The sequence below is a fragment of the Suipraeoptans intestinalis genome (assembly GCF_009696485.1).
Lineage (GTDB): Bacteria > Bacillota > Clostridia > Lachnospirales > Lachnospiraceae > Suipraeoptans > Suipraeoptans intestinalis.
Genome location: NZ_VULY01000018.1, coordinates 1,170,001 through 1,193,074, shown reverse-complemented (window position 1 = coordinate 1,193,074; position 23,074 = coordinate 1,170,001). Strand labels below are relative to the sequence as shown.

Annotated in this window: 23 protein-coding genes, 1 tRNA gene, 1 rRNA gene and 1 pseudogene (1 of these 26 cut by a window edge); 23 read left to right on the top strand and 3 right to left on the bottom strand. The window is 44.2% G+C overall.

The features are described from left to right. Nucleotides 1–7 precede the first annotated feature (7 nt). The 5 genes from FYJ34_RS06335 to FYJ34_RS06315 are packed head-to-tail and all read left to right on the top strand — an operon-like array spanning nucleotide 8 to nucleotide 5,442. Nucleotides 8–193 (top strand): hypothetical protein, encoded by a 186-nt coding sequence (locus tag FYJ34_RS06335; protein WP_015573063.1) that lies wholly within the window; start codon nucleotides 8–10, stop codon nucleotides 191–193. Further along, nucleotides 193–558 (top strand): PrgI family protein, encoded by a 366-nt coding sequence (locus FYJ34_RS06330; RefSeq protein WP_015573062.1) that lies wholly within the window; start codon nucleotides 193–195, stop codon nucleotides 556–558. The genes FYJ34_RS06335 and FYJ34_RS06330 overlap by 1 nt, the downstream gene beginning before the upstream one ends. Then, entirely contained in the window at nucleotides 551–2,884 is a 2,334-nt protein-coding gene (locus FYJ34_RS06325) for a VirB4-like conjugal transfer ATPase, CD1110 family (RefSeq protein ID WP_154477112.1), read from the top strand. Before FYJ34_RS06330 ends, FYJ34_RS06325 begins: the two co-directional genes overlap by 8 nt. 37 nt (nucleotides 2,885–2,921) lie before the next feature. Beyond that, the gene (gene srtB / locus FYJ34_RS06320; protein WP_080908663.1) at nucleotides 2,922–3,692 is read left to right on the top strand and encodes a class B sortase; all 771 of its coding nucleotides are present in this window, start codon (nucleotides 2,922–2,924) and stop codon (nucleotides 3,690–3,692) included. A 40-nt stretch (nucleotides 3,693–3,732) separates the two neighbouring features. Then, on the top strand, nucleotides 3,733–5,442 hold the full coding sequence (locus FYJ34_RS06315; RefSeq protein WP_080908662.1) for a CHAP domain-containing protein: 1,710 nt from the start codon (nucleotides 3,733–3,735) through the stop codon (nucleotides 5,440–5,442). Between the two features lie 278 nt (nucleotides 5,443–5,720). Here the strand turns inward: FYJ34_RS06315 and tet(W) are convergent, their stop codons facing one another. Next, complete coding sequence (gene tet(W), locus FYJ34_RS06310; protein ID WP_154477111.1) at nucleotides 5,721–7,640, bottom strand: tetracycline resistance ribosomal protection protein Tet(W); 1,920 nt, start codon at nucleotides 7,638–7,640, stop codon at nucleotides 5,721–5,723. Nucleotides 7,641–8,301: 661 nt separating this feature from the next. Between tet(W) and FYJ34_RS15145 the strand changes: the two are divergent. After that, nucleotides 8,302–8,541, top strand: a pseudogene (locus tag FYJ34_RS15145) (winged helix-turn-helix transcriptional regulator); the annotation flags it as partial. Nucleotides 8,542–8,578: 37 nt separating this feature from the next. Here the strand turns inward: FYJ34_RS15145 and FYJ34_RS06295 are convergent. Both FYJ34_RS06295 and FYJ34_RS06290 read right to left on the bottom strand, forming a co-directional pair. Continuing rightward, nucleotides 8,579–9,112, bottom strand: a complete 534-nt coding sequence (locus FYJ34_RS06295; protein ID WP_154477110.1) for an ImmA/IrrE family metallo-endopeptidase — start codon at nucleotides 9,110–9,112, stop codon at nucleotides 8,579–8,581. Between the two features lie 100 nt (nucleotides 9,113–9,212). Continuing rightward, on the bottom strand, nucleotides 9,213–9,623 hold the full coding sequence (locus FYJ34_RS06290; RefSeq protein ID WP_003525181.1) for a helix-turn-helix domain-containing protein: 411 nt from the start codon (nucleotides 9,621–9,623) through the stop codon (nucleotides 9,213–9,215). Nucleotides 9,624–9,771: 148 nt separating this feature from the next. Between FYJ34_RS06290 and FYJ34_RS06285 the strand changes: the two genes are divergently transcribed. From FYJ34_RS06285 to FYJ34_RS06200, 17 genes are all read left to right on the top strand, one after another. Further along, on the top strand, nucleotides 9,772–11,007 hold the full coding sequence (locus FYJ34_RS06285; RefSeq protein ID WP_024532700.1) for a DNA polymerase Y family protein: 1,236 nt from the start codon (nucleotides 9,772–9,774) through the stop codon (nucleotides 11,005–11,007). A gap of 12 nt (nucleotides 11,008–11,019) precedes the next feature. Beyond that, entirely contained in the window at nucleotides 11,020–11,319 is a 300-nt protein-coding gene (locus tag FYJ34_RS06280) for a hypothetical protein (RefSeq protein WP_024532701.1), read from the top strand. Nucleotides 11,320–11,321: 2 nt separating this feature from the next. Beyond that, nucleotides 11,322–11,573 (top strand): hypothetical protein, encoded by a 252-nt coding sequence (locus FYJ34_RS06275; RefSeq protein WP_014635881.1) that lies wholly within the window; start codon nucleotides 11,322–11,324, stop codon nucleotides 11,571–11,573. A gap of 19 nt (nucleotides 11,574–11,592) precedes the next feature. After that, nucleotides 11,593–12,324, top strand: a complete 732-nt coding sequence (locus FYJ34_RS06270; protein ID WP_024532702.1) for an ImmA/IrrE family metallo-endopeptidase — start codon at nucleotides 11,593–11,595, stop codon at nucleotides 12,322–12,324. A gap of 438 nt (nucleotides 12,325–12,762) precedes the next feature. Beyond that, nucleotides 12,763–13,302, top strand: a complete 540-nt coding sequence (locus FYJ34_RS06260; protein ID WP_154477109.1) for a sigma-70 RNA polymerase sigma factor region 4 domain-containing protein — start codon at nucleotides 12,763–12,765, stop codon at nucleotides 13,300–13,302. 100 nt (nucleotides 13,303–13,402) lie between these two features. Beyond that, nucleotides 13,403–13,981, top strand: a complete 579-nt coding sequence (locus FYJ34_RS06255; protein ID WP_173017066.1) for a type II toxin-antitoxin system PemK/MazF family toxin — start codon at nucleotides 13,403–13,405, stop codon at nucleotides 13,979–13,981. Further along, complete coding sequence (locus FYJ34_RS06250) at nucleotides 13,974–14,234, top strand: helix-turn-helix domain-containing protein (protein ID WP_154477108.1); 261 nt, start codon at nucleotides 13,974–13,976, stop codon at nucleotides 14,232–14,234. The genes FYJ34_RS06255 and FYJ34_RS06250 overlap by 8 nt, the downstream gene beginning before the upstream one ends. 106 nt (nucleotides 14,235–14,340) lie before the next feature. Next, the gene (locus FYJ34_RS06245) at nucleotides 14,341–14,592 is read left to right on the top strand and encodes a helix-turn-helix domain-containing protein (protein ID WP_154477106.1); all 252 of its coding nucleotides are present in this window, start codon (nucleotides 14,341–14,343) and stop codon (nucleotides 14,590–14,592) included. After that, on the top strand, nucleotides 14,579–15,280 hold the full coding sequence (locus FYJ34_RS06240) for a helix-turn-helix domain-containing protein (RefSeq protein WP_015573046.1): 702 nt from the start codon (nucleotides 14,579–14,581) through the stop codon (nucleotides 15,278–15,280). Before FYJ34_RS06245 ends, FYJ34_RS06240 begins: the two co-directional genes overlap by 14 nt. Continuing rightward, nucleotides 15,270–15,476 (top strand): helix-turn-helix domain-containing protein, encoded by a 207-nt coding sequence (locus tag FYJ34_RS06235; protein ID WP_154477102.1) that lies wholly within the window; start codon nucleotides 15,270–15,272, stop codon nucleotides 15,474–15,476. Before FYJ34_RS06240 ends, FYJ34_RS06235 begins: the two co-directional genes overlap by 11 nt. Before the next feature lie 12 nt (nucleotides 15,477–15,488). Further along, complete coding sequence (locus FYJ34_RS06230; RefSeq protein ID WP_154477100.1) at nucleotides 15,489–16,952, top strand: tyrosine-type recombinase/integrase; 1,464 nt, start codon at nucleotides 15,489–15,491, stop codon at nucleotides 16,950–16,952. Between the two features lie 629 nt (nucleotides 16,953–17,581). Continuing rightward, entirely contained in the window at nucleotides 17,582–18,148 is a 567-nt protein-coding gene (locus FYJ34_RS06225) for a TetR/AcrR family transcriptional regulator (protein WP_154477098.1), read from the top strand. Nucleotides 18,149–18,355: 207 nt separating this feature from the next. Beyond that, entirely contained in the window at nucleotides 18,356–20,149 is a 1,794-nt protein-coding gene (locus FYJ34_RS06220) for an oleate hydratase (protein ID WP_154477096.1), read from the top strand. Nucleotides 20,150–20,384: 235 nt separating this feature from the next. Next, nucleotides 20,385–21,413 (top strand): FAD:protein FMN transferase, encoded by a 1,029-nt coding sequence (locus FYJ34_RS06215; RefSeq protein WP_154477094.1) that lies wholly within the window; start codon nucleotides 20,385–20,387, stop codon nucleotides 21,411–21,413. A 210-nt stretch (nucleotides 21,414–21,623) separates the two neighbouring features. Continuing rightward, on the top strand, nucleotides 21,624–21,968 hold the full coding sequence (locus FYJ34_RS06210) for a putative signal transducing protein (RefSeq protein WP_154477093.1): 345 nt from the start codon (nucleotides 21,624–21,626) through the stop codon (nucleotides 21,966–21,968). A 35-nt stretch (nucleotides 21,969–22,003) separates the two neighbouring features. Next, nucleotides 22,004–22,091: transfer RNA gene (locus tag FYJ34_RS06205), tRNA-Ser, on the top strand. Between the two features lie 670 nt (nucleotides 22,092–22,761). Further along, nucleotides 22,762–23,074: ribosomal RNA gene (locus FYJ34_RS06200) — 16S ribosomal RNA — on the top strand (it continues 1,221 nt past the right edge of the window).

Sequence of the window (23,074 nt, the reverse complement as noted above, 5' to 3'; positions counted from 1 at the left end):
TTCTCTGATGAAGAAAAACAAGAATAATAACGATAGATGGCAGGGCTATACGCCTGCCGACTGCGACTGCAAATATTGTGTGTATTACGGAGGAAAGAAAAACGGCAATGTGATTTGCCTTGCGGACACCTGCGTCTGCTCTGATGAAATCCGTCACGCAAAACAAGCATATCGCAGAGAAAGGAGCTTTTGATGGAAGTCAAAATTAACCGAGAGATACGAAATTATACAGAGTCAATGTTTTTTGGACTGTCGCTCAGACAGTTCATTTTTTCTGTCCTCGCCTGTGCGGTAGCGGTAGGACTTTACTTCCTCCTAAAACCGTACCTCGGAACAGAAACCGTATCGTGGGTGTGCATTTTGGGAGCTGCCCCTTTTGCGGCTCTCGGCTTTGTGAAATACAACGGAATGACGGCTGAGAAATTTATATGGGCGTGGATAAAGTCCGAGTTCCTTATGCCGAAAAAGCTGGTTTTTCATTCCACCAACACCTATTACGAATTGATGAAACCGACAATCGAACAAAAACAGAAGGAGGCTTATAAGAACAATGATTAAAACCCTTACGAACCTGTTAAAGCAGGACAAAGAAAAGTTTGTAGTACCAAAGGGCGTACAGGATTGTATTCCCATTACCGCAATTTATGACGACGGCATTTTCCGTGTAGGCAAGGACAAGTATTCCAAGAGCTTTAAGTTCACGGATATTAACTTTGCCGTAGCAAGCCGTGAGGATAAGGAAGCGATGTTCCTTGAATATTCCGAGCTTCTCAACTCTCTTGACAGCGGAGCTACTACAAAGCTGACTATCAACAACAGACGGCTTAACCGTCTTGACTTTGAGAAAACCATTCTTATCCCCGAAACCGGCGATGAGCTTGATGTTTACCGAGAGGAATATAACAAAATGCTTCTCGACAAGGCAACCGGTGCAAATGCAATCGTTCAGGATAAGTATGTTACTATCTCTATCAACAAAAAGAGCGTAGAGGACGCAAGAACCTATTTTGCCCGTGTCGGCGCTGACCTTATTGCCCACTTTGCAAGACTCGGAAGCAAATGTGTGGAGCTTGAAACCGATGAGAGACTGAGAATTGTCCACGATTTCTTCCGTGTCGGTGAGGAAACCGCCTACCACTTCAATATTAAGGAAACGAGAAAAAAGGGACACGATTTCAAGGATTATGTTTGCCCGGATACAATGGAATTTGAAAAGGCCTACTTCAAAATGGGAAACCGTTACGGGAGAGTCCTTTTTCTTCGTGAGTACGCTTCCTATATCAAGGACAGTATGGTAGCTGAGCTTACCGACCTGAACCGCAACCTGATGATGTCCATTGACATCGTACCTGTTCCTACCGATGAAGCGGTGCGAGAAGCAGAGAGCAGACTGCTTGGGGTTGAGACGAATATAACCAACTGGCAGAGAAAGCAGAATCAGAACAATAACTTTTCCGCTACCGTTCCGTATGATATGGAACAGCAGAAAAAGGAAATGAAGGAGTTCCTTGATGACCTTACCACTCGTGATCAGCGAATGATGTTCGCTGTACTCACTATGGTTCATACTGCGGACTCCAAAGAACAGCTTGATAACGACACCGAAGCTCTGCTTACTACGGCAAGAAAGCATTTGTGCCAGTTTGCCGTTCTCAAGTATCAGCAGATGGACGGACTGAATACGGCTATGCCCTTTGGAACACGCAAGATTGACGCATTCAGAACCCTTACCACAGAAAGCCTTGCGGTATTTATCCCGTTCAGAGTTCAGGACATTTACCACGAAAACGGCATTTACTACGGTCAGAATGTCATCAGCAAAAATATGATTATCGCCGACCGCAGACAGCTACTCAACGGTAACTCTTTTATCCTCGGTGTATCCGGCGGCGGTAAATCCTTTGCGGCTAAGGGAGAGATTGAAAATATCATTCTTTCCTCCAACGCAGATGTTATTATCATCGACCCAGAGCGAGAGTATTCGCAGCTTGTAAAGGCTCTCGGCGGCGAAATCATCAATATTTCCGCTACTTCTCCGAGCCATATCAATGCAATGGATATGAACAAGGAATACGGCGACGGAGCAAATCCGGTTATCCTGAAATCCGAGTTCATTATGTCCCTTTGCGAACAGCTTATCGGCGGCACAAACCTCGGAGCAAAGCAGAAATCTATCATCGACCGTTGTACGGCGAGCGTTTACCGAGACTATCAGCAGAGAGGATATACCGGTACTGTTCCTACTTTGCAGGACTTCCGTGCGGAACTTTTGAAACAGGACGAGCCGGAAGCAAAGGAAATCGCCCTTGCTATCGAGCTGTTTACACACGGTTCTTTGAATACTTTTGCAAAGCCGACCAATGTTGATACGGATAACCGACTTATCTGTTATGACATTCTTGACCTCGGCAAGCAGCTTATGCCTATCGGTATGCTTGTCGTCCTTGACTCTATTCTGAACCGAATCACACAGAACCGTGCTAAGGGTAAGCAGACTTTCATCTTCATTGATGAAATCTACCTCCTGTTCCAGCACGAATACTCCGCAAACTTCCTGTTTACCCTTTGGAAGCGTGTGAGAAAGTACGGTGCTTATGCCACCGGCATTACGCAGAATGTGGACGACCTTTTGCAGAGCCATACGGCAAGAACTATGCTTGCAAACAGCGAGTTTTTGATTATGCTCAATCAGGCGTCAACCGACAGAATTGAGCTTGCCAAGCTGCTTAACATTTCCGACCTCCAGCTTTCATATATCACGAATGTTGACGCAGGACACGGACTGATTAAGGTCGGCAGTTCGCTTGTGCCGTTTGCAAATAAGTTCCCGAAGAATACGAAGCTGTATAAGCTGATGACAACCAAACCGGGCGAGGGTGTATAACCCTTGCCCTATTCTGTAAATGAGAAAGGAAACACCTATGAAAAACAAAATCTATATTGCCATAATCTGTGCTTTCAGCATTGTATTTGCCGTCAGTTCAGGTTTTCTCATCAAGCACTATTACGACTCTGCAAAGCAGGCGGAAATGTACGACAATCTGATTGGGGTAGTGGAGACCGAGCCTGAAGAAACAAAAGAGCCGATGAACTACTCCGAAGAAAAGACCTTTATCCCGGAGTATCAGGAGCTTTATCTGCAAAACAACGATATGGTCGGCTGGATTAAGGTTGAGGACACAAAAATCAATTATCCCGTTATGCAGTCAAAGGACAACCCGAACTTCTATCTGAAGCACGGCTTTGATAAGGCATACACCGACTACGGCTGTCCTTATGTTCAGGAAAACTGCGATATGGAGCTGCCAAGCGACAATATCATCATCTACGGTCATCATATGAACGACGGCTCTATGTTCGCCGGTCTTATGAAATTCAAGGACAAGAGCTTTTGGGAAAAGCACAAAACAATATCCTTTGATACGCTGACCGACCGACAGACCTATGAAGTAATTGCCGTGTTCAAAACCGTGGTTTATACGGACAGTCCTGAAAGCTTCAAATATTATCAGTTCGTCAATGCGGAGACTGCCGAGGATTTCACAGCCTATGTTGAGAAGTGCAAGGAACTGTCGCTTTACGATACCGACGTAACCGCTGAATACGGCGACAAGCTCTTAACTCTTTCCACCTGTGAGTATTCCAGGACAAACGGCAGACTCGTTGTAGTGGCGAAGCTCATTAACGAATAACACAACAGGTGGTTCAGCCTGCATAGGAAGGAGGGATTGTATGGCTGATATTAAAACGAAAGACAATGCAAAAGGTACGATACGAACCATAGATAAGGCTGCCGTTGCAACCCAACGAATGAAGCAGGCGTATATCGCAACAAAAGAAAAGGCGGAACGGTCGGTAAATGCCAACAGCAGTTCTGCCGAGGAATATGCTTCCGATAAGCTGGAAAGCGGTATTGACGAGGTGGTTCACGATGGTGCTTATGCGTTCGATAAGGCTGGACGAAAAGGACTTGAAACCACAAAAGAGAATATCCGCACCGCAAAGGACGGTATTCAGCGTTTCAAGCAACAACGAGCCGAGAAGTCTTTGAGAAAACAGGCTTCGCAGAATACAAGCTCGGCAATTAAGACTGTCGATAAGGCGGAAAAGACCATTAAGCAGTCGGCTGCTTCCTCCGGAAAGAAAACCATTAAGTTTGCCGGGAAAGAAGCAACGAAAACCGCACAGAAATCGGTTAAGACGGCTGAACAGACTGCAAAGACAGCGATAAAGACAAGCCAGCAAGCGGCGAAAGCGGCGCAGAAAACAGCTCAGGCGACGGTTAAGGCTTCGCAGAAAGCAGCACAGGCGGCAAAAGCCACAGCCAAAGCAACAGCCGCTACGATTAAAGCCGCAGCCAAAGCCACCGTTGCCGCAGTAAAAGCAATTATAGCGGCGGTAAAAGGTCTTATTGCCGCTATCGCTGCCGGCGGCTGGGTTGCGGTGGTGGTTATTATTGTTCTGTGCCTTGTCGCTCTGATTGCGGGTTCTGTGTTTGGTATCTTCTTTTCGGGAGAGGATTCCGGCACGGGAATGTCTATGCAGACAGTCGTTCAGGAAATCAATCAGGAATATGATGACCGGTTAGAACAGGAAAAGAATTCCGTAAGCTATGATGTGCTTGAAATGAGCGGAAGCCGAGCTGTGTGGAAAGAGGTTCTTGCGGTCTATTCTGTTAAAGTGAATACCGACCCCGACAATCCGATGGAGGTTGCTACGGTTGATGAAACCAAGAAGCAGCTACTGTCGGATATTTTTTGGAAAATGAACGATATTTCTTCCCGAACGGAATCAAAAAACCATACCGAAATCGAGGAAAGCGACGACGGACACGGCAATATCGTACAGACTGAAACCACAGTAACCGAAACATTCCTGTATATCACGGTATCTCACAAGACCGTTGATGAAATGGCGGCTATGTACGGCTTTAATCAAGAGCAGAAAGATTATCTTGCCGAGCTGTTGCAGGACGAAAACAATCAACTATGGTCTCAGGTGCTTTACGGTATCGGATACAGCGACGACCAAATCGTAACGGTTGCTCTGTCTCAGGTAGGTAATGTAGGCGGTCAGCCTTACTGGTCTTGGTACGGATTTGACTCCCGTGTAGAGTGGTGTGCCTGCTTCGTTTCTTGGTGTGCCAACGAGTGCGGATATATCGACGCCGGTATTATTCCGAAGTATGCCGGTTGCGTAAACGGCGTACAATGGTTCAGAGACCGAGGACAATGGGCAGACGGTTCGTATGAACCTTCGCCCGGTACAATCATCTTCTTTGACTGGGAGGGCGACGGTGTGACAGACCACACCGGTATCGTTCAGAAATGCGAGAACGGTACAGTCTATACCGTTGAGGGCAACTCAGGCGACACTTGCAGAACCAAAACATACACGGTTGGTAGCTCAGTTATCTACGGATACGGTATTCCGGCATATTAAAAAAAGATGGCTGCTCGTTTGAGTAGCCATCAAGTACATTATTCAAAATCGCAAAATGAAACTTAATTCTAAACGCTTTTGTTTGGGGGATTTGATACCATTTGATTTTTCCTGATACCTATTATCCTTATCCTATGGGCTTGCCGAACTTTTGCTATCATTTGGCTATCAAGAAAATGGCTATCAACGGTAAAATTAGATTGGTTTCTCTGGTGGTTTACAACTACATTTTACCACGAAAGACAGGGAAATACAATAACCTTCCTCGCTGTGGTGTATCAAGTGATCTTACTGAACATATGGCGCACCTTATCCAGGCGGCTGTTTGGACGGCGGGGCTGGATGACCGGCTCGCCGACAGCGGCCTGATACCCTTTCAGTTCCGTCAAGCATACGCTCCGCCCGTTGGTGTAAAAGGCCAGATCAGTACGGTATGCCTGTATGCAGCGGACGGGAATCTCGCCCGTAAAGACAACTTCATCCTTTTTTACCTGGGCCGTTTCGATGGTGGCACAGTATTTCGGCGCATCGTGATAAGCCCTGGAAAGGTATTCCTGGGGCGCATAGAGGGTGAAGGAGAGATAAGGTTCCAGCAACTGCGTCCCTGATTCCTTCAATGCCTGTTCCAATACAATCGGGGCCAATGAGCGAAAGTCCGCCGGCGTGCTGACCGGGCTATAATAAAGCCCGTATTCAAAGCAAATCTTACAGTCCGTTACGTTCCAGCCACACAAGCCTTGCTCCAGGCCGTAACGGATACCATCCATGACAGCGTTTTGAAAACTCTGGTTCAAGTATCCCAGGGAAACCCGGCTCTCGTATTGTACACCAGAGCCAAGCGGGAGCGGCGTAACAGACAGCCCGATGGATGCCCAAAACGGGTTGGGCGGCACCTCGATATGGATGGTGTGGCTGGCCACTTTGAGCGGCCGCTCTAAATAAATGACGGTAGGTTCCTTCACCGCTGTTTCAATCTTGTACTTTTCCGCCAGCAAAGCGGAAACAACCTCCAACTGCACCCGGCCTAAAAAAGAAAGAATGATCTCGTGGGTGATGGAATCCACCTCGTAGCGCAAAAGCGGGTCAGTATCCGCAATTTGAGTAAGAGCGTCCAGCAGCCGTTCTCTTTGCGCTGCCGTTTTCGGCGCAATCGTCGTCCGCAGCATGGGGAGGGGGGCATCACGCCACCTTTCACGAGGAAGCCGGGTGTCATCCCCCAATACGTCGTTTAATCCCACGCTGTCGCTGGGAAGGATAACAATTTCACCCGGATAAGCGGTGTCTGTCCGAACAATTTCCCCTTTGGATGGAATACGCATCTCTGTGATTTTCAGCTTTTCTCTCCCGGCCAGGGCCACCGTATCCCGCAGGCGCAGCGTTCCGCTGTATAGCCGTAGATAGACACGCCGCTGGCCGCAATCTGTATACTCCACCTTGAAAACGCTGCCGCATAGGGCGGCGCTCCCCTGTTCCCCAATCGGTTGGAACAGCCCTGTCACCGCATCCATCAACGGTTGAATGCCAAGGCCCTTTTTGGCGCTGCCATAATAGACCGGGAACAGGGAGGCGTCTTGAACCCGCCGCTGTTCCTCCCGCACAAGTTTTTCCCGGCTGATTGGTTCTCCTGCGATATACTTTTCCAATAATTTATCGTTATTTTCGATGACCGCATCCCATGCTTCTATGTCGGTATTTTCCTCCAGGACTATTTCCGGGGACAGCGACACCGTCTGCTTGATGATAATATCGGCGGAGAGCTTATCCCGAACAGACTGAACCACGCTCTGCAAATCAACGCCAGCCTGGTCGATCTTGTTGATAAAGATAACGGTGGGAATGTTCATTTTCCGCAGGGCATGGAACAGAATACGGGTCTGGGCCTGCACGCCATCTTTAGCGGAGATCACCAAGATGGCCCCATCTAAAACAGCCAAAGAGCGGTACACCTCCGCCAAAAAATCCATGTGGCCGGGCGTATCCACAATGTTGACTTTACATCTGTGCCACTGGAAGGAAGTGACTGCCGCTTGAATGGTAATCCCACGCTGCCGCTCCAAAAACATGGTGTCCGTCCTCGTTGTCCCTTTTTCGACGCTCCCCGGTTCTGAAATGGCTCCGCTGGCATATAGCAGGCTCTCCGTCAAGGTCGTCTTTCCAGCGTCTACATGGGCAAGAATTCCAATATTGATTATTTTCATGTGATTGTCCTCCCTTTACTGCCCCGAAGGGCATAAAAATCCCCAGCAGTAAAATACTTTTACCACTGGGGATGATAATTTGCGGACATACACATATACAGCATACACCTGTTTGTGAGTGCTGTTTTTGGGGATATGTCAAAATTGATAAGGCAAAAGTATTCTTAAATTGGGTACAAAAAACTAAGCCCCTACAAAAGGGACTATCATAATCCTTTGTTCCCACTATTTGATTATAGTTTTATTTAAGAATACCTTGCCGCATATTTTTTACTCCTTTTCTGGAATTGAATTATTATATCACATCAGTTTTAGGAAAACAAGTATCTAAAAGAAATTTTTCTTCCCCTTATATGTAACAATCATACCGGCTTCCTAACGTTCAGAATGGTTTCTACTGTCTGCTGCGGTGTTTGGTTGGAATTGTCCAGCCAAAAGCCGATCCGTGGTGTTGTCTGCATTTTACTAAATACAAATTCAATGTATACAGAAAGAAATATATAAGGAGTGGGAGGGATTCCGCCGTAGTCGGCATTGTAGGAAAATCCAAAAGTTTAGATTTTCTCAAAATGCTTATCTTTTGGTCTTTGGTTCGGAATAGTGTAGTGCTGGCGGTCTATCTATTGTTTTCGGTTGCTTGCTTCTTTACCGTACATGAGCATTACTGCCGGGGACAAAGCGTTTTGGAGAGCTGAAAAAATCAATCGGCAGCGTTTCCCAAAAGGTTCTGACTGCTCAGCTTCGTGATATGGAAGAAAACGGACTCGTAAACCGAAAGGTATATGCCGAAGTACCGCCAAGAGTAGAATATTCCCTGACAGAATTGGGACAAAGTTTGAAACCTATTCTCGACGCTATGTGGAGTTGGGGCGAAGATTATAAAGAAAAATGTAATAAATAACGAAAAGACCGTCAGACTCAAACGAGACTTGACGGTCCTATATTTTTTTACTGTATTTAAGAAAATCGTTTTGGTGTTCCTGTTTGCGAAGTTGATAGCCCTGTGCAATCAGCGTATCTACTTTCAGAGCAATTAGGTTTATGTCGGAACACATTGCCCGTGCAATCTGCTGAATGTCATAGCCGTTTTCAATGTATTCCAAAATGGTGTCGTCCGGGAGCGAAGCCTGAGAAGCGAAGATATTTGCTTCATACTCCATACGGTTCTCTCTCATATCAAAGATGTTGAACTCTTTGAACCCGCCGACAGCAACCGCTTCTTGCCTGTGTAGAACATCGTGCCCGATTTCGTGCCATAGCACTATCTGCTCCACGACCGGGTGCATACCGTTTTTAAGAAAAACAAAGCGGTTCTTCAGAATAACCTTGTATGCTCCACGCTGCTTGTCAAAATTCCGGTAGATAACATTGATACCAAGCTCTTTTGCGACCTTGTACGGGTCACGAGTACCGCAACGGTCAATGAGCTTGTTTACGATTTTCACAATCTCAGCCGTAGTGTAATACCCCAATCCGGCTCACCTCCCATATTATAGTATATCGGATATTAACCCTATAATAAATTATAAACTATTATGTGTCCCATATATTGGACTTAGTTCACTTTGAGGATTACTCGTCTTTGCGGTATTTCTTCGGGGTGTATTTTTTATTGTTCTTCTTTGCAATAAGATATGCTTCCTGAATAGCGTCAACCATTTCACGCATATCCTCGTCAGCCATTTCGCCGCCGGCAAACAGACCGGTAACTTCTGCAAGCAACTCCTGAGCCTGTCTTGCCCCTCTGCGTCCGTATTTATCCTCTACATCAGCGATGAAAGCGTCATCCTCAGACAGCAGATAATTCACATTTACATTTAAGGATTCTGCCAGTTTCTTATATCTTTCCATTCCTCTCGGACGGGATTTATCATTTTCATAAGAACCAATTATGCGTCGGGTTACGCCGATTTTAGCTGCCAACTCATCTTGACTCATACCAAGTTTTGTTCTCTCAGCCTTGACTTTTTCACCGAATGTCATTGTGATTTCACTCCTTAAAAGAATATTTACAGTTGAACTACCCATTTGCTCTTGACAAGTACAGTTGAAGTGTATATAATATGAAGTGGGAAGTTGAACTACACATAGTGTACACCAAACTACCCAAAATGTCAAGGGGGTTCTAAAAATGTTACGAAGCATACTTCATTGTGATATGAATAACTTCTATGCCAGCGTCGAATGTATGCTCGACCCCGCATTGAAGAAATATCCGATTGCTGTCTGCGGCTCTGTGGAGGAACGACACGGTATCGTGCTTGCAAAGAACTACAAAGCAAAGGCTTTTGATGTGAAAACCGGGGACGCAGTATGGCAGGCTAAACAGAAGTGCAAGGACTTGGTTGTAGTGCCGCCCCATTATGAGGAGTATATCAAATACTCAAAGCTTGCGAGAAGCGTTTATGAGCGATATACCGACCAAGTTGAACCGTATGGTATGGACGAGTGTTGGCTGGATATTAGCGGGACAGAAAGCCTTTTCGGTTCGCCGGAAAAGGTGGCAAATGAAATTCGTGAGACTATGAAGTTTGAACTCGGCTTGACGATTTCTGTGGGTGTTTCCTTTAATAAGATATTTGCGAAGCTCGGCTCGGATATGAAGAAACCGGACGCAGTAACCGTGATACCAAAGGACACATTCAGAGAAAAGATTTGGGGACTTCCTGCCGCTGACCTGCTCGGTGTAGGACGGGCAACCCAGCGAGTGCTTGACAGCTATTGTATTCGTACCATCGGGGATTTAGCGAATACCGACCCTGAGTTCTTACGCAGAAGATTAGGAAAGAACGGAGTAGTTTTATGGAACTATGCCAACGGCAACGACCTTTCCCTTGTTGCCAAGAAAGACTTCGTTTCCCCTATAAAAAGCGTAGGACACGGTATAACAACAGTAGCAGACTTAGAGAAACCGGAGCAGGTGTGGCCCGTGTTTCTCGAATTGACCCAAGACATTGGACACAAGCTCCGTGTTCACGGACTGAGTGCAGAAGGTGTCGCAATACATATTAGAGACAACACACTCAATACAAGGCAATGGCAGACGAAGATTGCACTTCCTACACAATCTCCGATGATTATTGCAAAGACCGCTTTTCAGTTATTTGAAAAAAGATATGGGTGGAACAACCCTATCCGTTCTGTTACAGTACAAGCCATAAATCTTATTCCACAAGACACGCCCCGTCAAATAGATATGTTTATGGACGCCGCAAAGCAGGACAAATTGGAGCGAATGGAAAAGTGTGTTGAAGAAATCAGACGGCGTTTCGGAAAGGACAGCATAAGGAATGGGGTTCTCTGTCAGAACCTGCGGCTACCACCGAAAAAAGCTGAAATCACTATGCCGACAGGTATGGTCGGTTAAGGAGGGCTTAATGTGATTGACGAAAAAGAGGTTACGGCTTATGTTACGATGCCCGACTGCTTTTTGCAGGGGTGTAGCGAAGATATTGTTATCTTCCGTGCGGACGGCGGAAACCATTTTACCGACTACGGTATATATGAAGGAATGTTCCTGTTCTTTGACCGAAAAAAACGCTTTAAGAAAGGAAGGCTTTCCTGTTACATCAATACTGCCGGAGATGACCGACCCAAGTACAGGGTGTCGGATAAGAACATCGACGGATACAAGCACTTGGGAAGATTAGTTTTGACTTTGAGAAATTACGAGGTATAAAAATGGAATCCGATAGAAGAAAAGTTTATGTTGAAGTAAATGTAACACACAGACCTGATGGGACGGCTCGTCCGAATTTCATCAAGTTTGAGAATGATGAAAAATATGAGATAGACCGTGTAATTCAGAAATGCCGTGCGGCTTCCACCAAAGTCGGAGGAACCGGTATCCGCTACACGGTACAGATTTGCGGCAAGCCCACATTTCTGTTCGACGAAGAAAACGGAAAGTGGTTTGTAGAAGCAAAATCCTAATGGTAGGAGGTTTTGTAACTTGAAACATTTATCGAGATTTGACATCGAAGCGATAGCCGTCAAGTATGTTCAGGCATATATGGCACTTCCCGATGTCCGTAACACACAAATATACAGAATTGACCCGGAGCTTCTCTTGGAGAAGGTTCTCGGATTGAATGTCGAATACCAGCACCTATCCTATGACGGTAGTATTCTCGGAATGACCTCATTTACGGAAATGGGTGTTCAGGTATTTGAAGATGATGATAACGAAGCCTTTTTCTTTTTGGACGGGAAAACCGTTCTTGTGGAAAAGGACTTGAACTTTGACAGCAAGCTGAAAGGCAGAAAGAATTTCACCTTAATGCACGAGGGCAGCCATCAGATATTTAAGATGTTGTTCCCGAATGATTACGGTGTAACACAGAAATCTGCCGGAGTACATTATTACAAGGCAAATTCCGAGAGGAATAAGCCAATATCCGATTGGGAGGAATGGCAGGCAAATACGCTTGGAGCAGCTATCCTTCTTCCCGAAAACCTCATAAAACAAGGAATGTATCTGTTCAGTCTTGGAGAAAAGATTGAGTGTCTGAACAAGATATACTTTCCGGGCGTATATAAAAGGTTTGACGCACTTGCGGATTTTTTAGGGTGTTCCAAAAAGGCTCTTGCCATACGAATGAAACAGCTCGGACTTTTGAAAAAGGAGTATCTTGATAATCCTTTTGATTTGGTTACGGTTTATCCGGAGGTGAGCGAGCTATGAAATCGTTGGAACAAAAGATAATCGTAAGGTGCAAAAACTGTGGCTGGCGTATTTTTGACAAGGTAACAATGACAACAGGCGTTATTGAACTGAAATGTCCGAACTGCCACAGAGTAGTAGAGGTTGACTTGTCCCTCCGCAAAGGAACGGTCAAATACAGATTAACAAGAAGTAGTAACAGAGCGAACAATTAAATATCGGACAGATGTACCGAGCCACGAGTCCTTGAGCGAAAGCTCTTGAGTCATCAAATTGCCGGACGCTGAGAATTAAGGGATAGAAATATCCTAATGTTCTTGGTGTCCGGCTTTTTTGTCGCTCCCGAAAGGAGCAAGACCGTGACATATAAGTGGCTGGCATATATCGCCAAGTATCCGTAATCTCCGAATTTTTGATTCCAACCAAATTCAAAAATTCAAATTTAAGGAGATTACGACAATGACAAAACTTACATTAGAACAACAGGAATTTTTATTTGCGAATGACTGCAAGCTCATCAATCTGCGGTATGAATACCACGGGTACACAGGCACGGAGAAATGGGCGATTGTAACAGAACTGGCGGAAGAAGAATTGTGGGTTAAATACCCTGATGTTATCCGTCGGTACACTCCGTTCATTCTTCTTTCTATGGCTCAGGGAGAAGTGATAACGGAGTATCAGAACTACGAAGCAAGAGAGAGAATGAGAAGGCTTCTTTTCGGACACGCATTTGACATCAATGACGGAGAATTTGAAGTGCATCATCCGGAACTGGCAGTCGATACAGACCCAATCGAAGAAATAATGCTGCAAGACAATATTAAGCGACTTCGGGAGGTTTTGTGTTACTTAAGCGAAACACAGAAACGCAGAGTTTTTAAGTATTTCTTCTACAACAAAACACTTGAAAAAATCGCAGATGAAGAAGGAGTCGATTTTACTTCTGTAAGAGAATCGGTAAACAGTGCAATAAAAAAGTTGAGGAAATTTTTCTAAAACACCCCCCAGAAACGCTCTCCCATTTCAAACAAGTGAAGGGGTTAATTCTAATCCGGATATGAATTACCTCAGAATAATCGAAAGCGAGGATTTACATATGAAAGAAAAAGAATTTAAGAATGTCAGATGGGGCGATATTTATTACTGCGACTTGGGGGTTACAAACGGCAGTGTGCAATCGGGAATGAGACCGGTTCTTGTGGTTCAGACAAATCGCTTAAATGAAAGCAGTCCTACGGTCGTTGTAGCCGCTATAACGGCTGTTAAAAAGAAAACGGCAATGAATACTCATATTGAGCTAAACACGGATTGTGGCTTAAAAGAGCCGTCGATGGTAATGCTTGAGCAGCTACGCACCGTGGATAAAGCCACAGAGCTTGATAATTTTGTCGGAAGAATTACCGACGCAGATAAAATCAGCGAAATCAAGCGAGGATTGAAATTTGCAGTCGGTATTCCCGTTAAACCCAAGACAGAGCGTAAAGGCATTGTACTAAGTCTTTGCCCTCGTTGCAGAAGCGAGTTTCAGTCTATCCCTGAAAACATTGTTAAAAGACTTGACCCTTTTCAGGCAGATAAAGAGGTGTGCGATAAATGTCAGGTCGGATACGGCTATGACTATATGATTTTCAAAAAGCACCATCATCACGCTAAGGGAGGTGTTGACAATGTTTGAAGATAAGATTGAAGCAATGAACAAACTACCCAACGCTGTTGATGATAGTTCCGGCTTTGAGAAAAGAGTTTATACGGTAGAAGAAATAATGGATATTCTCAGCATTGGAAAGAACACTGCTTATGCTCTCGTCAACTCAGGCGTTTTCCATTTTGTAAAGGTCGGCGGCCATTACAGAATTTCCAAGAAGAGCTTTGACCGATGGCTTGATAATATGGACAGCGAAAGCTCCGGTTGTCAAGTATGCGATTAAACCAATCGCATAATTAACAAAAAATCCGATTTTCAGTACCATATAGCCAAGTCACTTGGCTATATGGTAGTCAGAGTGGCAAATAAGAAATCGGAGGTAAACGGTAATGCGAAAGAAAATTGAAAAGAGCGATACTCGACTTCCTAATACATTCAGGCAGACTGAACCTGGCATACGAGCATACACGGTAGATGATATACAGTACATCTTGAAAGTGAGCAGAACTACCGTCTATGAGCTGCTTAAAAGCAAGAAATTCCATAGCGTTCGTGTCGGAGGTCAGTATCGAATATCTAAAAAGAGCTTTGAAAATTGGCTCAATGGCGAGGAAGGAGGTTCTGAAGATGGCATTTGTTAATATGTTCAACGACCGAGTAGAGCAGTTCAATCTCAGAGAGGAAAATGAACGCTTGGCAGAATTGTTCAGCGATGAAAAGCTTCAGGAAGAAGCACAGTGGCAAGCCTATTCTGTCAAGGAAATATCTCGGTTGTTTTCCATTTCCGAAGAAGAAGCACTGAAACTGATGAATTGCGGCTTATTCAAAACATACCGAGTCGGCAACGAATACAGAGCTTCAAAGAAAAGCGTTGAAGAAAATAAGAAAATCGTCAAGGCAGTTCTTACATATCAGGACAAAAAGACAATGTCTGTACCCGACGTAATGAGAATACTCGGTCTTGGAAAGACGGCTACATACCGACTCATCAATCAGTGCCGATTTAAGACCTATTTGGTACTGGGCAAAATGAGGGTTGATGTGGACAGCTTTGAAGATTGGTATGCGGGACAATTCCATTATGAGAAAGTGAACGGCGAAAGACCCGGCAAGAAATACGGCAAAACGCTCTCTCCTCTTACTGTTGCAAAGGTACTCGGTATTCCGAGAAGCACAGCCAATGACTTAATGAATGACGGTATTGTTGAGTTTATATGGGTTGACGGTAAACGCCGAATAAAAAGAGAGAGCTTTGATAAGTGGTACGCTTCGCAAAGCAAATACACAAAGGTTAAAGAAATCGAGGAGGTGGAGGGATATGTCGATTGAAGAAAGAGTTCGTGAATTAAACGGCGGTACATACACAAAAAAGAGCTATTCCGTAGAGGAAGTTCAGGCAATCTTGGGTATTACCCGTCAGACCGTTTATAAGCTCATAAAACAGGGTTGTTTTCAGGCAGTAATGCTCGAAACCGGATACCGCATTATAAAGACCAGCTTTGATAAATGGCTGGATAACGAATAAGGAGGAACGACTATGGCTTCTATTGTAAAGAGAAAGAACCGATATTCCGTCGTTTATACCTACAAAGACGATGACGGAAACCAACATCAAAAATGGGAAACCTTTGATACAAACACAGACGCTAAAAAGAGAAAAACTCAAATTGAGTTTGAGCAGCAAAGCGGTACATTCATTATTCCTAATGCAACGACTGTGGCAGATTTGCTTGAAGAATACTGCTCCGTGTACGGAGTAAACAACTGGGCAATGTCAACCTACCGTTCAAAGAAAGGACTTATGTATAATTACATCATTCCACTTATCGGCGATGTAAAACTTGATGAACTGACACCGAGACTTATGGATAAATTCTATCAGAGCCTTTTGAAAGTTAAGACCAAATCGGTGCAGAATAAAAAGCCGAAGAATGAATATCTGACAGTACATACCGTAAGAGAAATCCATAAGTTTTTAAGGAGTGCCTTTAATCAGGCGGTAAAATGGGAGCTGATGACAAGAAACCCGGTTCTCAATGCAACGCTCCCAAAAGAGGAACATCAGAAACGAGAGATTTGGACAGCAGAAACGCTTATGCACGCTCTTGAAGTGTGCGATGATGATATTCTTGCATTAGCTATCAATTTATCCTTTGCCTGTTCTCTCCGTATGGGCGAAATGCTTGGTCTTACTTGGGACTGCATTGATATTTCGGAAGAAAGCCTGAGAGAAAACAATGCTTCCATTTATGTAGATAAGGAGCTTCAGCGTGTAAACAGAGATGTAATGGAGGTGCTTGATAACAAGGACATTATCCGTGTCTTTCCGAGAACCTTATCAAATACAAATACCTCCCTTGTTTTGAAAACGCCAAAGACTAAAACAAGTGTGAGAAAAATCTTCTTGCCGTCAACCGTAGCTCAAATGCTGTTGGAGAGAAAAAAGCAGATTGACGAAATGAAAGAGCTTTTCGGTGATGAGTATTTGGATTATGACTTGGTATTCTGCCATTCGTCAGGCAGACCGATGGAAGGTCAGGTAATCAACCGTGCTTTAAAAAAGCTGATACAGGACAACGACTTACCCGATGTGGTGTTTCACAGCTTCCGTCACGCAAGTATAACCTACAAGCTGAAATGGAACGGCGGCGATATGAAATCGGTTCAAGGCGACTCGGGACACGCCCGAATGGATATGGTTGCCGATGTTTACAGCCATATAATCGACGAGGACAGGCGATACAACGCACAGAAGTTTGAGGAACAGTTCTACAACGCTAAAGGTCTCAAAAATGCGGAAGAAGGTAAAACTGCTCCAATGCCCAAGTTTGAAACTTCGGTTGAACTCCTTGACCCAATGGCAGAGGTTCAAAAAGGGAGCGAAGTTGAAGAAGAAAAGCCTGCTGAAAACAGTGCAGACGAAAACGCTGCCTTGCTCGCAAAACTATTATCAAATCCGGATACAGCAGCATTATTAAAGGCTTTAGCGAAAACAATTTAATCATATAAAAAAGGCAATCCGTCAGGGTTGCCTTTTGTAATACCTGAAAAACCTTGAAATCAAGACGAAAAACCATTATAATATTTGAACACAGATTATTGATTTGCATAAGAGAATGCGTAAACTTTGAATGCGTTTCCTGTGATTTATGGGCTACAGATTAACTCAATGATGTTTCCCATATTTCTTTGCATTTGCTAATACCCTGCTAAAAGGAAGGCAAAAAACCACGAAAAATTAGCAGGTTTTAGACGAGAATTTATTGACAGTGAAACCCCGGAAAAGCCAGTAAAATCAAGGATTTTCGGGGATTTGCAGGGAGTCAAAAATGCCCCTCGGGGGCTTCTCCTAAGCACTAGTTGTGAGTTCGATTCTCGCAGGGAACGGTCATTTTTGCAGTAATAATTGATTTCAATTATTACTGCATTTTTTCTTTCATTCCAAGACAGATAAGTCGGAGAAGATAAATGATTTGATAGATTCGTTTGTGAAAACCCGATGCCGTCCGCATTGCACGATTCGGCAATGCAGTTTTAGCGACGGTATCTTGCTGTAGGCGGTATGCCAGAGTGTGCGGTGCGGTTTGCCGAAACAAATTTGGTGCAAAACGGGAAAAGGAGAAAGAGACTATGAGTAAAACAACTACAAAGCTTGCGATTGCATTTGCTTTTAAAGAATTGTTATTAGAAAAACCGTTGGACAAAATAGCAGTGAATGATATTGCCGAAAAATGTGAGATAAATCGCCAGACATTTTATTATCACTTTCATGATATTTTAGAACTCACCGAATGGATCTGCGAGGAGGATGCAGAGCAGGCCTTAAAGGAAAACCGAACGTACGACACATGGCAGGAGGGATTCCTGTCCATTTTCGACATGATAAAGAAAGACAAGGCTTTCATCATAAATATTTACCGCAATGTCCCAAAGGATTATTTATATCGCTACTTGTATAGGGTTACTTACCAGCTTCTTTATAACGTACTGGAAGAAAAGGCGGAAGGAATGGTCATCAGAGAAGAGGACAAGGTCTTTATTGCAAACTTTTACAAGTATGGGTTTGTGGGTCTTGTACTGGAATGGATCGATGGCGGGATGAAGGAGGATCCAAAACGGATCATAGAGAGGTTGAATTCTCTAATTCAGGGAACCTTTTTCCATGCGCTCAATAATGCTAAAATAAACAAAAAATAGAGTGTTTGAAAATATGGTCTGGAATACGACAAACAGAGTGTTTTGTCGTATCTTTGTTCAATAGGGAGAAACTGTCGTTCTTTGTGACAGTTCTCGGGTTTTGTTCATTTTAATTCTGATTTTTTGTCAATATACTGAGTGCGTAGAATCTACTAGCGACCTAAATAAAGAGTTTAGGCTCCGGAAAAAGAAAAGGAGAGTGTTTTTATGTACTATTCAGCAGGAACTTATGAGGCATTTGCAAAACCGGAGAAACCGGAGGGAGCTGACAGAAAATCAGCGTATATCATCGGAACAGGACTTGCAGGACTTTCCGCCGCATTTTACCTGGTTAGAGATGGGCAGGTAAAAGGAGAGAGAATACATCTTCTTGAAAAGCTGGATCTTGCAGGCGGCAGCTGTGATGGAAGCAAGGATGTTCGTAAGGGCTTTTACATGAGAGGCGGCAGGGAGATGGATAACCACTTTGAATGTATGTGGGATATGTTCCGTGATGTTCCATCCATAGAGACGCCCGGCATTTCTGTACTTGACGAGTATTACTGGCTGAACAAGCATGATCCAAACTATTCTCTTTGCAGAGCATCGGAAAAGTGTGGGCAGGATGCGCATACGGATAAAAAATTTTCTCTGGATAAGAAATCCGCACTGGCACTTTCCAAATTATTTATGACGCCGGAAAAGGATCTGGAGGGCAAGAAGATCAGTGAAGTTCTTCCGGACTCCTTCTGGGATACAAATTTCTGGCTTTACTGGCAGACCATGTTTGCCTTCCAGAGATGGTCCTCTGCTCTTGAGATGAAGAGATATTTGTGCAGATACTGTCACCATATTGATGGACTGCCTGATTTTACAGCTCTTCGATTCACAAAATACAATCAGTATGAGAGCATGATTTTACCTTTGATAGAATATCTCAAAAGTCATGGTGTAACTGTAGAATTTGGAATAGATGTAAAAAATGTTATTATAAAGGATGAAAATGGGAAGAAAATTGCAACCCGGATTGTATATGAGAAAGAGAGAGCGACAGGTACGATCGATCTTGTGGAGGACGACCTAGTATTCATAACCAACGGCTGCTGTACAGATACCTCTTGCTACGGGGATCAGAATACGGCGCCGGATCTCGAAAATATCAGGAATGGAGAAGGCGAGTCATGGGATTTGTGGAAAAATATAGCTGCACAGGCCAAGAACGGGGAGTATGGGAATCCGAAGAATTTCTGTGGTGATGTTGAGGCGACAAACTGGATGAGTGCAACGGTTGAAACCGCTGACGAAGAAATTATTCAGAAGATTATTGGTGTGTGCAAGAGAGATCCAAGAGAAGGAAAAGTTACAACCGGCGGGATTGTTACAGTAAAAGACAGCGTAGACAACTGGTATCTTTCATGGACGATCAACCGCCAGCCCCAGTTCAAGACACAGGATAAGAATACGATTCTCATCTGGGTATATTCTCTTTCTACCAGGAAAGAAGGAAATTATGTAAAGAAGGCTATGCGCAACTGCACCGGGGAAGAAGTATGCCGTGAATGGCTGTATCACATAGGAGTACCAACAGATAAGATTGATGATTGGGCAAAGAATCGGTGTAATACAACGACCTGCTTTATGCCATATATCAATGCATTCTTCCAACCCAGAAAGAAAGAGGACAGGCCTCTGGTAGTCCCTGAGGGAGCCGTAAACTTTGCATTCATTGGCCAGTTTGCAGAAACGCCCAGAGACACTATTTTCACAACAGAGTACTCTATTCGGACCGGCATGGAAGCTGTATACACACTTCTTCCTGTGGATAGAGGTGTGCCGGAGGTGTGGGGGTCTAAATATGATGTAAGAGAATTGCTTCGCGCTGCGTATTATGCAATTGACAAGAAAACTCTGAACGAACTTCCGATGTCATTCAAAGAAAAACTGCTGTTCAAAAAAGTGCTTGCAGCTGTGAAAGGAACCGATATTGAAATCTTACTTAGAGAAAGTGGATTGATAAAGTAAGAAGAAGACAGGAAAGATACCAAGCTGTCGTGTCATGAAAGGCTGATGCGGCAGCTAAATGTATGTGTGCCGATATGTGACATAGTGACAGGAAAAACGGTGGATACGATGGTCGAAGATCCTTTGCGAATCCATAAAAAACAGCAGATATTTTACAAAAAGGATTGTTCTGCAGTCCGGCAAGAGATATAATCACCTTATATTATGAAAATAACTCTCAAAAAAGGTGAAATCTATGAGGAAAAAATGGATATCCGTTCTCTGTATCCTGGGAACGATCGGACTGATGGGATGTGAGAGCTTTACAGATAAAAAAGAAGCAGGGCAGGCGGAAAAAGAACTGTTTGCCATGGACACCTACATGACACTAAAAGCATATGGGGATAATGCGGAAGAAGCAGTGAGCAAGGGAGAAAAAGAAATCCAAAAGCTGGATGAGCTGCTATCCACAGGAAAAGCGGACAGTGAAATTTCAAAATTAAACGAAAGTGGGACGGGTATTTTATCCCAGGATACCGATCAACTGATAAAAAAGTCTCTGGAGCTGTACAAGGACACCGGAGGAATTTTCGACATTTCTATTTATCCAGTGGCAGAAGCGTGGGGATTTGGAAAAAAAGAATACCGAGTGCCCTCTCAGGAGGAGTTGGATCGGCTGCTTCCGCTGGTAGATGCCGGAAAGCTTTCCTATTCCGAAGAAAAAAAGGAACTTACCTTTGGGCAGGAAGGCATGAAAATCGATCTGGGAGGAATCGCAAAGGGATATACCTCTTCTAAGATCATGGAAATCTACAGAAAAGAAGGTCTGACAGGGGGCATGGTAAACCTGGGGGGAAATGTTCAGACGATGGGGAAAAAACCGGACGGAGAACCTTGGAAGATCGCCATACAAAGCCCGGAAAAGGACGGACACTACCTGGGTGTGCTTCTCATTCAGGAAAAAGCGGTAATCACCTCCGGAGGGTATGAAAGATATTTTGAGGAAAACGGAATCCGATACCACCATATCCTTGACCCGTCTACGGGAAAGCCGGCAGATTCGGGACTTGCCTCTGTAACGATCATAAGCGATGACGGCACCCAGGCAGATGGCTTGTCCACCTCTTTGTTTATCATGGGAAAAGAAAAGGCGGAAGCTTACTGGAGAGAGCACAGGGATGAATTTGACGTGATCCTGCTGACAGATGACGGAAAGCTGTATATCTCAGAAGGAATTGAAAAACAGTTTTCCAGTGACAGAGAATTTTCCATCCTGAAACGATAGGAAAGGAAAAGAAGCTTTAGTATAGTAGGAAGTGACAGGACGGGAAAGAATACCGAAGGCAGAAATCCAAGATCCTTGTAGGATGTAAGTCATGACAACTATAAAAGAGAAGTATAAAAGCCACAAGGATTTATGAGAAATGAGGAGCCCTATAGGAAACGCAAAGAGTTATGAGAAACAGAGGGATTCCCGGAAACAAGGAGAGGATACATGAAAACGATAAAAATTTATAATGCACAGGATCGGATAGAGGCAGAGAGAGTCTTGTCCGAATTGAAAAAAGAGGGAATCGAATGCTATACGATGGATGCAGATGTAGGGGAATATATGCGGATCGTAGAAGGGTTTTCGGTGTTTGGCTGTGATGTGTTTGTGAGGGAAGAGGACGAGACAAAGGCCAAGGCTGTCGTAGAGGATCTGCTCTTCCTGCAAAAACAGGAAGAACAGCCCCGGGAAGATGCGCAGAAAACAAAAGGCTGGGAGAAAAGACGGATCATTGCAGGAGTTTTACTGGTTTGGATCGTGATTGGTTTATTGATCAGTATCTTCTATTGACATTACAGATAGTTTTTAGTATAATTGCCTGTGTTGGAGAAATACTCAAGAGGCTGAAGAGGCGCCCCTGCTAAGGGTGTAGGTCGGGTAACCGGCGCGAGGGTTCAAATCCCTCTTTCTCCGTTTCCAAAAGAGAGAGGTTCCTGAGATAACGGATTCCTCTCTTTTTCTATGCGTTCTATGCGCAAACATGTTTCCATATAGAGGTAAAACATCCCTGCTTCACCGTGAAATGAGAAAGAGGATAAAAAAGTGGAGATGACGTATAGTTAAATTTGCAAAATCAATTGGAAAGGAAGGAGCGCCTTGCCGCAGGAGAAAGTCCTTGCCGGGAAAATTTTTCTGTCTTTCATGCATGTGTAATAGAAAAACAGGACGGAAAAATCTGAAAAAATGACAGAGAGAAAAATCTCATATGCCATATATGGAGAGAAAACGGAGAAAAAACACAATAAATAGTAGAGTGAAAACACATGAAAAAAATGCGAGGAAAATGCCAACAAAAACAATAAAAAAGGGTTGACATATGGAAAGCATTCATGATACTATATCTAAGCTGATTCGCACGAGCGAGCGGCAAAGTACCTTGATAACTGAACAATAGACAACAACCCTGAAAATTTCTTAAGAGAAAAATTCAGAACGGACAGGACCATGTTCTACATGGAACTGTCAACCTAAAACAACAGTAATAACGGGAAGATAAGCTAACGTTTATCTGAAACGGAATTGAACAGAACGAAGCCCATCGAAAGATGGGAGGAGATAGAGCCTCTGATTAAAAGAGGGTCTTTTACACGAGAGTTTGATCCTGGCTCAGGATGAACGCTGGCGGCGTGCTTAACACATGCAAGTCGAGCGAAGCACCTTATGGAAACGCCTTCGGGAGTGGAAGCAAGGTGACTGAGCGGCGGACGGGTGAGTAACGCGTGGGCAACCTGCCTTACACAGGGGGATAACAGTTAGAAATGACTGCTAATACCGCATAAGACCACAGGATCGCATGATGAAGTGGTAAAAACTGAGGTGGTGTAAGATGGGCCCGCGTCTGATTAGCTAGTTGGTGAGGTAACGGCTCACCAAGGCGACGATCAGTAGCCGACCTG